Here is a 12,451-nt window from a genome sequence, read left to right as displayed (position 1 = left end):
TTTCAGGCTTCTCTCATCACCATTTCCGTTCGCATGACTGTCAGGTCGGACTGCACCATCTCGCTTGCAAGGTCGCGGACGCTCGTCTCGTGGCTCCATCCGAGTTTTTGTTTCGCCTTGCGCGGATCACCGAGCAAGAGCTCAACTTCAGTCGGACGAAAATAGCGCGGGTCAACTTCGACAAGGCAACGACCTGTGGAACTGTCGAAACCTTTTTCATCAACCCCTTGTCCTCGCCAGTCCAACTTGATGCCGACGTCATCAAAGGCCCACTCAACAAACTGCCTGACGGCTGTTGTCACGCCTGTAGCCAGCACGAAATCGTCCGGTTCATCCTGCTGCATCATCATCCACATGCCGCGTACGTACTCGCGGGCGTGGCCCCAGTCCCTTTTGGCATCAAGGTTGCCGAGATAAAGTTTCTCCTGCTTTCCAAGGTGGATCGCGGCAGCTGCGCGGGTAATTTTGCGCGTAACAAATGTCTCGCCGCGCAGGGGGCTCTCGTGGTTGAACAGGATGCCGTTGCAGGCAAAAATGCCATAGGCTTCACGGTAGTTTACCGTGATCCAGTAGGCGTATAGCTTTGCCGCTGCGTAGGGTGAGCGGGGGTAGAACGGCGTGGTTTCGCGTTGCGGCACTTCTTGCACTAGACCATAGAGCTCCGAGGTAGACGCCTGATAAAAACGCGTCTTCTTTTCCAATCCGAGGATGCGGATTGCCTCTAGTAGTCGGAGCACGCCGATCCCATCGGCGTTTGCGGTATATTCTGGGGTCTCAAAAGACACCTGAACATGGCTCTGGGCAGCCAGATTGTAGATCTCGTCTGGTTGCGTTTCCTGGACGATCCGAATGAGATTGGTGGCGTCCGTCATGTCGCCGTAATGCATCACAAAACGCGGATGATCGACATGCGGATCTTGATAGATTTCTTCTATCCTCCCCGTGTTGAACGAACTTGAGCGCCGCTTGATCCCGTGAACGGTATACCCCTTCTCAAGCAGCAAACGAGCCAAATAAGCTCCGTCCTGACCGGTGACCCCGGTAATCAAAGCAACTTTGGTCAATCTCTAATTCCAATCCAACGACATACCCGCTGGCGTTTTAGAGCATTCGCGGGTCTGCGCAACACTTTGTGGACCGAGGCTCGTTTGTCGACTATCAAACACGCGCTTAGCCTGCGTCGCGATATCGGTCACGGGGGCAAAGAAGATAGTTTGCGAGGGTGCGCATGTGGGTCCCGGGGAGCGACGTAAAATATGGGTTCTTTGCTTTTCCGCGTGGCAGCCGGCACGAGAGTTGGGCTGATCACAATCCTCCTAGTCGCGACTTTTGTTACCACCTGCTGGGCCGAGCCCGTCGGTGTCTACCTAGCGCTGAGTGCGGCCATTCTGTCTCTGGTCTTGTTTGACCAATCGTCGCTACTCCATGCGCTTCAGGATCGCGGCGTCTGGTGCTTTCTGGCGGCTTTCGCCCTGCTCTCTGCGGCTTTCGCCGTCGCTGCAAAAAAACCGGACGACGCCATGGCTTTCGTTGACTTTCTTGCTCTGCCAGTGATCGTGCCGGCCTTCGCGCTCCTCTCCCGTCGAGCATCGCCGCAGAACGTCATTCTCGTCGCTCTATTGGCCGCCGGAGGTTGCATCATTGCCATTTCCGTGGGGTTCTACGAGGTTGTTATCAAGCAAGCGTCAAGGGCCGCCGGCGGAACGAGCCCCATCTTCTTCTCAGACATGGCAGTGGTGCTCGGCTACTTTGCGCTGTTGGGTATGCTTGTTTGGCGAAGCCGTTGGCGTTGGCTGCTGGCACTGGCAAACGCCTTCGCAGTTGGTGCAGCCCTTTACGGCGGAACGCGCGGTGCAATCGTCGCAGAGATCGCGATGCTCGCAATATTCGCCACCTATGCTCTGGTTTGGTGGGACCGGTCAGCCTCGATGCGCGTGACAACAGTTGTCGGCGTCGTCGCAATTGCGACAATTTTCAGCTTCGGACTGTTTGACCTGTCACGAGTAGGTTCGATCTTCGTTGCGGCCGGCGAGGTCGTCGGCAATGGCGATCCTGCAGATGTCAGCACCGGCATTCGTCTGAAGTTTTGGGCAGCAGGTCTCCAGTCCTTCCTCGAGTCTCCAATCTACGGGCATAGCTGGTGGAATCGGTTCGAGGCGGCCGTTCAATTTATGCCGTCAGACCTCGAGAGTGAGATTAGCCACGACAAGACCGCGCACTTGCACAACGACATCGTCAACTTCGCCTCTGCGGCCGGTATTATGGGTATCGTTGCCTACTTTCTTCTGATGGCTGCGCCTGTCGTAAGCGTATGGCGCGGACCAAGAGGCGAGGTTTGGCGGTTTCGTCTTTTGGCAGCCGTGGGCCTCAGTGGCACATATCTCGTCATGGGGCTGACAGACACGATGTTCGTATTCGAGATACCGAAGTCCATGTTTGTGCTTTGCTCAGCGGTTGTCATGGCGTTCTTTGCACCGGTGCCAATTCCCCCCCCGGTGATGAACGGGCGTGCTTGCCAGCTGCGCAGGCCTTACTAGCCGTTTTAGGTCCTTTGCCACCTTTGAAGCGCGGGATGATGGCTTGAGCCGTTAGCCCAAGTGCGCGGGGCAATTGCGATGCCCGCTCTACCCAGATAGGCACCCCACCAACTGAACGTGCTGTTGGCGATTATGTGGTGGGTGCATCGCGACATAAGCACTAGTTCCTCCGGCGCTGATAGCGGCGGCAACTCGTCTGCGAATATCGCGTTTCCCGAACCCAGCCGAGATCATCGGAGAAGACGACGGGCACAAATGGCCCGATACGTTCCCTCATGCGCTCCATAGCCTGCCGGTAGTAGGCTGCATCGCATATGTTGAGCGTAGGTGCGTTTTGTGGGCTGACATAGTCCCCGCGTCTAACGTGGACAGAGACGGTCACAGGATGCTTGCGAAGCTCCAGCGTCGCCGCATCAACCCGGCTCTCGTCTTTCAGGCGTAGCCCTGCAATTTCTGGCGCAACGTCGCTGAAGTAGCGTTCGTCCTGAAAGTAACCATCCATATAGCCGAACCGATCCGGCGCCAGGATGCCCGAGTGGTAGCCGATATAGTAGTTGACCACATGCTTGTAGACCCCGGCGCGTGCCTTGTGGTGCAGCCACCCTCTCGTTTTTGTGGAAGCGTGCAACCTCCTCCGGCGCAGCAACATCGGCATCAATTGCGAAGGCGAGCAGATTGGGGCCTCGGCTCGATGTTGGACCATAGCCGGTCATGTCGAGTTTGAGTGGAACGCCGCGCCGTTTCGCTGCGGCATAGCCCGCCGCATACTGAAGCAGTTGGTTCCCAAGACCGCCGACTATTTTGACGTAAAGCATTGCTGAAAAGCCTATTAGTGAGTGCCGCCCAATCCAAAGAAATCGCTGGACAATTCACGCGGCATAAACTTTCTTGCGCTGCTGGGAGTGCCTTGGGAGGCAAGACAATTGCAACTGCCTGTATATTACATAAATCTGGATTGCCGTGTGGATCGTAGAGTATTCATGGATGCGCAGTTCGAACGGCTGAGAATAGACGCTAAAAGAGTTTCAGCTGTAAATCCCGCCGCAGCTGCCAGAGTTCTACCAAATGGATGGCTTCCGTCGACAGGTGACTTCGCCTGCTCAATGAGCCACGCGGCGGCCTGGAAGGAGATCGTAGAGAGTGGAGTTCCAGCTGCGGTGGTACTGGAAGACGATGGCGTGTTGGCAGCGGACTTCATGGATGTGATCGCGATCTCGGCTAGTGACAAACTTGATGCCGACCTGATCAAGCTTGAGACACGCGGCGGCAATGTGCGGCTCGGACGTGTCCGAGGCAAATGCGGCACGCGGTATAGCCTCCGGCAGTTGGTCACGCCGCACTATGGCTCGTGCGGCTACATCATCAAAGCCGCCACGGCCGCCGCCGCTCTAGAGAAGGTGACCTTATTCAACAAGCCGGTGGATGCATTCTTGTTTGGGTTCGAAGGGCCGCATTTATTGAGAAGCCGCGTCTATCAGGTTATCCCGGCGGCGTGCATCCAGCTCGATAAGCTGGATGGCGATGAGCACGAGAGCGAGAGGAAAAGTGACATCAGCGGCACGCGACCACACCTCACAGATAAAGACGGGCTGGGTCTTCGGCTTAGTCGAATTGCTCAGCAAGTCACGACAGGGTTATCCGATCCTCAGGCGTTCTTTCGGCGCCGTGTCCACTTTTCAGACGCTCCCCGGCGGCGGTCTGGCTGACGGTATGATACCGCAGACCGTGAGTGCGGCGCCAATCAGGCCTATTGTTGGATTCGATTGATTGGCAGAGCCCTGAAAACACTCATTGGTTTGCGCGCAGCGCGAGGTGACGAGTTTAGCTGGAGTTCCTAGACCTGCGTATCGTTGGCGCTCCGGCCGTGGCCATGTTGTCTGCGGCTGAGCGGCTGCACCAGCTATCGGAAGGTGCAATTGAAGACGACCTCCAGCCCCTCTATCAAGTGGTCGGGAAGGGACGATGCGTCGCTATCGAACTGCTGGAGGCAACCGCATGATATGCTTTTGCCGGCAAGAGTATCGGTGGTACAGACATCGAAGCGGTCTTGAGGTCCCGCGGTGCCGGCTAATGCTCAGAAATCGTGCTCTGGAGGCCCGGTGAAACAGGTCAATGTTCGATAACGCCAATTTCCGCGCGAAAGAGATGAGTCGCCGCGCGATCCGGCACCATCCGCGCCGTTAGTCAGACGCCGTATCGTCCTTTTCTACGACAACCCGGCCGCCTCGAACTCGTGTCCGCGGTAGCAGGAGACCGACCGCTCGTTGTCTGGGTATCTACCGGTCGCCTTCTTGAGAGGAACTCTAGCTCAGATGGGCATGACAGCAAGCCCGGCCAGTCCAAGCGTATCCCCATCTTCAAGACGCGCCTCCGGGCAACCGTGTGCCGCGCACCGCAGTGAAACACCCGTATCAGCCTTGCCAGCAGCGCTGCTCAGCGCAGCCGCTGTCCGTTTGCGTCAAAGAGCAGCATGGACGCCGGGTCAAAGCGTGCGGCGAAAGCGTCTCCGGCCTGCAGCTGCCGGTCATTGGCCATTGCGATGGTGAGCAGTTCGCCGTCTCCGTGGCGCGCATAGGCATAGGTCGAGTTGCCCAGATGCTCGACGAAATCGACCGTCAACGGCAATTCGACGCCGCCCCCATGGCTGAAAGCTTCAGGCCGCAGGCCGACGGTTACCGGCTGCTTGGGCACGCGGATGGCGAGGCTGACCGGCGCGCTGACGCCACCGTGTAGGTGCAGCTTGACAGTCCCGTCCTGCAGTTCGCCCGGCAGGAAGTTCATTTTCGGCGACCCGATAAAGCCGGCGACGAACAGATTGTCCGGATCGTCGAAGAGCGAGAGCGGCGTGCCCACCTGGCTGATCTCGCCATCGCGCAGCACAACGATCTTGTCGGCCAGCGTCATGGCCTCCACCTGGTCATGGGTGACGTAGATGATGGTGGTCGCCAGTTCGCGATGCAGGCGGGCGATCTCGATGCGCATGTGCACGCGCAACTCGGCATCCAGATTGGACAGCGGCTCGTCGAACAGGAAGACGTCGGGGTGACGCACGATGGCGCGGCCAATGGCCACGCGCTGGCGTTGGCCACCCGACAATTCCTTGGGCAGGCGGTCCAGCAGCGGTTCCAGCTCGAGGATGCGCGCCGCCTCGGCCACCTGTCTGGCGATTTCCGGCTTCGCAACTCCGGCAAAGCGCAGCGCAAAACCCATGTTCTCGCGCACGCTCATGTGCGGGTAGAGCGCATAGGTCTGGAACACCATGGCAATGCCGCGTTTGCTCGGATCGACCTCGTTCATCTTCTCGTCGCCGATGAAGAGCTCGCCGCCGGTCACCGTCTCGAGTCCGGCAATCATCCGGAGCAGGGTGGATTTGCCGCAGCCCGACGGGCCGACAAAGACCACGAATTCCTTGTCCTCGATATCGAGATCGATGCCCTTAATGACCTCGACATTCCCGTATGACTTGCGAATGCCGCGCAGCCTCAATCCGCTCATGCCGTGTCCCTCACGCTGCCGTCAGGCTGATTTTGGTGGTGCCCAGCACCGGACTGGTCACGCTGATCTCGATCGGCCCGCTGCCATTGGCCTGGACCCAGAAGCCGGTGCTGCCGGCACGCAGCGGCACCAGCGCCGGACCGAGCCGCCTGCCGGCGCCGGTCACCGCGATGTCCACCGGTTCGGACAGGAACGGCAGCTTGCTGCCGGCCTGGTCGAGGGCGCGAACGATGACCCGGACGGCGTCGGTCGCGCCGATCGCCGTGGCGTCCGCCGTCACCTCCAGCGTGGTGGCGACAGGGCCGGACACGAACTTGACGGTCTTGACGGGCTTGCCGCCGACAAAGCCGGTGATCGTTGCATCTTCCCAGAGCATCCCCCAGAGGCCCAGTTCCTCATTGGTGAAGTGGCGGCGGTCGACGATGACCGGGGCGTGCGGCAGATGCGGGAAGGCCTCGCGGTCCGGCCCGATGCGCTTGGGCGCGTGGTTGCCGTAGCGCAGCTCGATCTCATCGCAGTTGGTGAGCACGATCAGGGGCAGCACGCCGCCGATATTGCGCTCGCCCCGGGCCCAGAAGGTCACCGGCTTGAGGATGATCTCTTCGTCGGGCTCGCACTGGCTGGCATAGGCGAAGGCGGCGAACTTGGGTTCGCGGAACATGTCCATGACGCCGTGGTGGCAGATGCGGTCGCCGGAGCCGAAATCCTTGTGGGTATTGTAGTCGAAGGCGCACCAGCCGATGGCGCCGGCGATCTGCGGATCGCCATAAGCGGCGTTGAGCACTTCGAGGTGGCGGCGAACGTGCTCGGCCTGCCGTTGCTCCTGGTCGAAGCTCTTGGTCGGGTACATGTGACCACCGTATTCGGTGATCATGTAGGGGACGATGCGGTCGAGCCCGGTAACTTCCTGCTGTGGCCGCAGCGGCGTGCGCGGTCTGTTGCCGCCCAGTTCCTCGTTGCCCAGGATAAAGTCGTTCATGGTGTAGACGTCTTCGAGCATCTCGCTGTCGGTGATGTAGCGGACGCCGCCGGTAGACCGTGTGGCATCGAGCTCATGGGCGACACGGTTGGTCTCGAGGTAGAAGTCGTGATCGTCCTGGCTTTCGTTGATTCTTACGCCCCAGATGACGATCGAGGGGTGGTTCCAGTCCCGCGTGATCATGCGGCGGACGTTCTCGACCGCCTCGGCCTTCCAGGCCTCGCCGCCGATATGCTGCCAGCCGGGGATCTCCTCGAAGACGAGGAGGCCGATGCGATCGCAATGATCGAGGAACCAGGTCGACTGCGGATAATGCGAGGTCCTGACGATGTTCAGGTGCAACTCGTGCTTCAGAATTTCGGCGTCGCGTTCCTGGGCGGCGCGGCCCAGTGCATAGCCGGAATACGGGAACGACTGATGGCGGTTGAGGCCGCGCAGCTTGAGCGGTCTGCCGTTGAGCCTGAAGCCTTCGGTGGTGAATTCGGCGGTCCGGAAGCCGAAGCTGGCGGTCTGTGCATCGCCGCCATTGAGGGAGACGTCCAGAGCGTAGAGCGTGGGGGAGGAGAGGTCCCACAGGGCCATGCCCTCGAGGTCTTTCAGATCCAGTGACACGACCGCAGCCGCCGGAGCCGAGGTTGTTGCCACTGCCTTGCCGGACGGGTCCCGCAGGGTGGCGGTGACTGAGCCCGTGATACTCAGGTGCTGCGGATTGGCGAGCTCGATCCGCGCATGCACGGTTTTCCGCTCTGCCAGCGCATCAGGGGTCTCCACCTTGATGCGGGCAATCGACACCGGATCCGTGACCTTGAGCCAGACGTCGCGATAGATGCCGGCATAAGTGAGATAGTCGATCATGGCGCCGAACGGCGGGATCAGCGGGTTCTCGCTGCCGTTGATGGTGACGGTGAGCGTGTTGTCACCGGACTTGAGAGCGCCGGTGAGGCGAGCTTCGAAGGGCGTGTAGCCATCCTTGTGGGCGACGAGTTCCGTGCCGTTCAGCGCGACCCTGGCGTCAGCCATTGCCGCGTCGAAGACCACCGAGACTTCCTTGCCATCCCAGGCCGGGTCGGCGGCGAAGGTCTTGGTGTAGGTGAAGGGGCGCTGGTAGTCTTTTTCGTCGAAGTAGGAAAAGGGCAGCTCGACAGCCGTGTGCGGCAGGGTAACGGTCTCGCCACCCTCGAACACCCAGTTGTCGTTGAAGCTTGTGATCGTCCGCATTGGATTACTCATTTGACGGCGCCCAGCATGCCTTCGACGAAGCGGCGCTGGAGCAGGAAGAAGATGATGAGGGTGGGCAGGGTCGCGAAGATGGCCCCGACCATGACCACGCCGAAATCGGGCGTGTAGGCCGAGGTCAGGCCTGCCACGACCAGCGTGAGGGTCTTCATTTCATTGGTCTGCAGCACGATCAGCGGCCACAGGTAATTGTTCCAGTTGGCCATGAAGACGATGATGGTCGCCGCCGCATAAGTGGAGCGCATGACGGGCAGGTAGACGAAGAGGAAGATCTGCCATTCCTTGAGCCCGTCGACGCGGGCGGCATCGCGCAATTCGCGCGGAAAGGCCTTGGTGGCTTGGCGGAAATAGAAAACGATGAAGATCGAGGCCACGGTGGGCAGGATGATGGCCTGATAGGTATTGATCAGCTTGAGGTTGGCCATCATCACGAAGAGCGGCACCATCAGCGCCGCAAACGGGATCGAGAGCATCAGCAGCAGACCGCCGAACAGCCGCTCGCGGATCCTCGAGCGGAACATCTCGAAGCCATAGCCCGCCAGCGACGAGACCAGCAGGGTTGCCGCGGTGCCGACGCCGGCGATCAGGAACGAGTTGAACAGCACGCGCGGCATGTCGACGCTGGTGAAGAACTTGCCCAGGTTGTCCGCCAGCGCCAGCCCCGGCGTCGCCTTGCCCTTGATCAGTTCGGCCGAGGTGTTGGTGGCGCCCACCAGCATCCAGAAGAACGGGAAGATCGAGAGGAAAGCCGCCAGGGAGAGTGCGAGGTAGGTGGCGCCGCGGCTGAGCAGGGTGAGGGGCCTTGTCATCGACGGCGCTCCCGGGCCGCAAAGAACTGGAAGAAGCTCAGGATGCCGACGAGCACGACGATCACGTAGCTCACCGTCGCCGCATAGCCGAAACTGGGCATGAACTTGAAGCTCAGATTGTAGATGTAGAGCGAGAGTGTCAGCGTCGAGTCAGACGGCCCGCCCTGGGTCAGCAGGTTCGGTTCGTCGAACAGTTGCAGCGTGCCGATGGTCGAGATCACCGAGGTAAAGAGGATCACCGGTTTGAGCATGGGCACGGTGATGTGCCAGAACCGCGCCCAGGCCGGAACGCCGTCGATGCGCGCCGCCTCGTAGATCGATCGGTCGATGTTCTGCATGGCGGCCAGATAGAAGATCATGTTGTAGCCGGTCCAGCGCCAGGTGATGGCGGAAATGACCACGACCTTGGCCCAGAACGGGTCGGCCAGCCATGGAATGGGATCGGCGATGATGTGCAGGCCCATCAGCATCTGGTTGATCACGCCATCCTGGGCGAACATCGACTTGAAGATGACCGAGTAGGCCACCAGCGAGGTGACGCAGGGCAGAAAGATGGCGGTGCGGAAAAACCCGCGGCCCCAGAGCTTGCTGTCATTGAGGGCGTTGGCAAAGAGCAGTGCCAGCACCAGCATGATCGGCACCTGGATGGCGAGGAATGTCAGGGTATTGCCGAGCGCCCGGAGGAAGACCGGGTCCTGCGTCAGGCGGATGATGTTGGCAAAGCCGCCGAAGCTGAAACTCATGCCGCGTCCGGTCTGGAAGCTCATCCAGAGCGACCAGAGGATCGGATAGACCATGAAGATGCCGAGCAGCACCAGGGCAGGCATGATGAAGAGCCAGCCGTTGATCTGGTCGCTGCGGCCGAGTTTAGCCTGTGCCAAGGGGTGCCCCGTTCAATCCGCGTCAGCTACGGGCACGCCTGCCGGTTGCAGGCGTGCGCCAGCGAATAAAGGGCGGGATTGCTCCCGCCCTCGTTGTCAGGGTCACTGCGTCTGCTGACGGACCTGGGCGTCGATATTGGCCATGATCTCGTCGACATTGCCGCCGGAGGTCAGGGCCGGGATCTGCGCAACGACAGCCGCATCGGCTTCGTTGGTGAAGATGCCGTAGTTGACGCCGGGGATATTGCCCAGCCAGGTCGAGAAGTTCTGCCACACCGGCGCGCCACCGAAGAACTCGTCGCTGGCCTTGTAGGCATCGCCCTCACGGGCAGCGAGCAGCGAGCCGAGAGCGCCCTGGTTGACGAGGATCTTCTGGTAGAAATCGACGTCCTTGGCCCAGATCTGGTCGAGGAAGTCGATGGTCTCGTCCTTGTTGTCGGATGACGCCAGCACATACCAGCTCGAGCCACCGAGATTGGAGGCATGAGTGGCGCCTTCGACGCCGTCCAGCATCGGCAGCGGCGCGATGCCCCACTTGCCCGACTGGTCGGGATTGGCCTTGATCGTGCCAACCATCCAGACGCCCGTATAGGTGGAGGCGGTGTCGCCGGACGTGAAGCTGCCGGTATATTCGGTCCAGCCCGAAACCGGCTTGGAAATGCCGGCCGCCAGCATGCGCTGGTAGGTCTCGAGCGAGGCCTTGATGACCGGGTTGTCCTTGATGTTGACGTTGCCGTCGGCATCGAAATACCAGCTGCCGGCAGACTGCATCATGATGCGCAGCCAGCCTGCGTCATTGGGGTCGATCGGCAGTAGTTCGGTGCCGGTCTTTTCCTTCACGGCCTTGCCGATCTCGATCAGCTTGTCCCAGGTGATGTTGGCGAGGTCGGCTTCGCTGTAGCCGGCTTCCTTGAGCAGGTCGGCGCGATAGAAATAGCCGGTGACGCCGGAGTCGAAGGGCAGCGAGTAGGTCTGGCCGTTCACGGTGGCGAGGTCGACCTTGTAGGGAGCAAATCCGGCATAGTCGATCTTGCCGTTCAGCGGCTCGAACGCACCCGGAAACGACTGCAGGTACTTCTGGGCGCCGTAGTCCTCGATCAGCACGATGTCGGGCAGTCCGTCAGTGGTGCCCGAAGCCAGCTGCGCCTGCAGCTTCTGCTCAAGGTCGGCCTTGGCGAAGTCGACGATCTCGATCTTGAAGTCGGGATGATCCTTGGCGTAGCGGTCGGCGGCTTCCTGCATGGTGGCGCCGTTGAAGTTCGGATCCCAGCACCAGACCGTCACCGTGCCGGCCATGGCAGTGGAGACGGAGAGCATGGAGATACCGGCGACAGCAATGCCGAGCCACCGCGATGCGATGCGATTCATGAATAGTCCTCCCATGTGCGAGGCGGTTCCTCCCGGCCTCGTGGGAGCATTGTTAGCCGCAGTCCGGGACCTGCGCAATATTTTCAGTAAATATTTATCAGGCAATTCCAGCGGGTTCGGCGGCGCGGGTGCTGGCGCGCCAGATGATGCGCGACGCCAGAGTCAGGCGCTTGGCTGTTTCCCGGCCACTGGCCCGTTCGAGCAGCAGTTCCACGGCCGCTTCGCCGATTTCCTCGGAGGGAAGCCGGATGGTGGTGAGCGGCGGATTGAGAAACTGCGCGACGGAAATATCGTTGAAACTGGCGACCGCGATATCCTCGGGAATGCGCAGCTTGCGGTCATGGATGGCGCGATAGGCGCCGACGGCGATGTTGTCGTTGCAGGTGATGATTGCATCCGGCAGATCGGCCTGGGCGATCATCTGAGCGGTCAGATCGTACCCCGTTTGCTCGGTATTGCGCTCGACCGGGCTGGCGGTAACGCAGATCGAGGGATCAAACATGCCGTGCTGCGTCATCCAGTCGACATAGGTCTGGCAGCGCGGCTCGGCGTAGGGCAGGGAGCTGCCGTCCTCGATCCAGCCGGCAAAGCCGATGCGCTTGTAGCCGTGCGCAGTAAGGGCCACCAGCAGTTTGCGGGTAGCGGCGACAAGGTCGCAGGAAATGCTGTCGAACTCCTCGTCGGGCGGACTGAAGTCGGCGTAGACGAGGTGGCGAGAGTGGCGGCTCAGCCACTCGACCTCCTCGGCCCCGTGCTTGCCGATGCAGATGACGCCCGACGCGCTTTGCAGCAGATTGGCGTCCGGCATGCTGTCGGTGTGGTAAACTTTTACCGTCTCGATCTTGAGGGCCTGGCAGCGGCTCTCGATCCCCAGACGCAGACCGACATAGTAGGGATCGATAAGTTCCTGCTCGGGTCGCAGGAAGTGGACGAGGGCGATCTTGCTCAAGCCTTGCTGGTTGGCACGGTTGCGCGCCCGCGGGGTGGCGTAGTTCATTGCCTCGGCCGTCTCGATGATGGCCTGGCGCTTGTGCGGTGCAACCGACAGCGAACTGTCGAAATTGAGCACGCGCGACACGGTGGCAGTAGACACACCGACCGCCTTGGCAATTTCCTTGAGGGTAACCACGTCGCACGATCCTATTC

Annotated in this window: 9 protein-coding genes and 1 pseudogene; 2 read left to right on the top strand and 8 right to left on the bottom strand. The window is 60.5% G+C overall.

Annotation, left to right across the window (positions count from 1 at the left end; genetic code table 11):
* Positions 1-2: 2 nt before the first annotated feature.
* Entirely contained in the window at positions 3-1,064 is a 1,062-nt protein-coding gene (gene gmd, locus AC0L4C_RS16715) for a GDP-mannose 4,6-dehydratase (protein WP_473400838.1), read from the bottom strand.
* A 192-nt stretch (positions 1,065-1,256) separates the two neighbouring features.
* Here gmd and AC0L4C_RS16710 point away from each other — a divergent pair, with 192 nt between their 5' ends.
* The gene (locus AC0L4C_RS16710) at positions 1,257-2,537 is read left to right on the top strand and encodes an O-antigen ligase family protein (protein WP_473400836.1); all 1,281 of its coding nucleotides are present in this window, start codon (positions 1,257-1,259) and stop codon (positions 2,535-2,537) included.
* Positions 2,538-2,542: 5 nt separating this feature from the next.
* Here the strand turns inward: AC0L4C_RS16710 and AC0L4C_RS16705 are convergent.
* Positions 2,543-3,186: pseudogene (locus AC0L4C_RS16705) on the bottom strand (alpha-1,2-fucosyltransferase).
* Positions 3,187-3,373: 187 nt separating this feature from the next.
* Between AC0L4C_RS16705 and AC0L4C_RS16700 the strand changes: the two are divergent.
* On the top strand, positions 3,374-4,243 hold the full coding sequence (locus tag AC0L4C_RS16700) for a glycosyltransferase family 25 protein (protein ID WP_473400835.1): 870 nt from the start codon (positions 3,374-3,376) through the stop codon (positions 4,241-4,243).
* A 727-nt stretch (positions 4,244-4,970) separates the two neighbouring features.
* On the opposite strand, the gene AC0L4C_RS16695 is transcribed toward AC0L4C_RS16700, so the two are convergent.
* From AC0L4C_RS16695 to AC0L4C_RS16670, 6 genes are all read right to left on the bottom strand, one after another.
* Positions 4,971-6,032: an ABC transporter ATP-binding protein gene (locus AC0L4C_RS16695; protein ID WP_473400834.1), complete on the bottom strand. Its 1,062-nt coding sequence runs from the start codon at positions 6,030-6,032 to the stop codon at positions 4,971-4,973.
* 10 nt (positions 6,033-6,042) lie between these two features.
* The gene (locus AC0L4C_RS16690) at positions 6,043-8,229 is read right to left on the bottom strand and encodes a glycoside hydrolase family 2 protein (RefSeq protein WP_473400832.1); all 2,187 of its coding nucleotides are present in this window, start codon (positions 8,227-8,229) and stop codon (positions 6,043-6,045) included.
* An 8-nt stretch (positions 8,230-8,237) separates the two neighbouring features.
* A complete protein-coding gene (locus AC0L4C_RS16685) occupies positions 8,238-9,056 on the bottom strand; it encodes a carbohydrate ABC transporter permease (RefSeq protein WP_473400830.1) in 819 nt (272 codons plus the stop codon).
* Positions 9,053-9,883, bottom strand: a complete 831-nt coding sequence (locus AC0L4C_RS16680; protein ID WP_473403543.1) for a carbohydrate ABC transporter permease — start codon at positions 9,881-9,883, stop codon at positions 9,053-9,055. Before AC0L4C_RS16680 ends, AC0L4C_RS16685 begins: the two co-directional genes overlap by 4 nt.
* A gap of 156 nt (positions 9,884-10,039) precedes the next feature.
* Positions 10,040-11,305, bottom strand: a complete 1,266-nt coding sequence (locus tag AC0L4C_RS16675; RefSeq protein ID WP_473400829.1) for an ABC transporter substrate-binding protein — start codon at positions 11,303-11,305, stop codon at positions 10,040-10,042.
* A gap of 97 nt (positions 11,306-11,402) precedes the next feature.
* Positions 11,403-12,434 (bottom strand): LacI family DNA-binding transcriptional regulator, encoded by a 1,032-nt coding sequence (locus AC0L4C_RS16670; protein WP_473400828.1) that lies wholly within the window; start codon positions 12,432-12,434, stop codon positions 11,403-11,405.
* Positions 12,435-12,451: the final 17 nt, after the last annotated feature.

This window comes from Devosia sp. J20-27, assembly GCF_055808595.1.
Note: the sequence above shows the minus strand (reverse complement) of the source record. Positions and strands in the feature narration are given on the sequence as shown.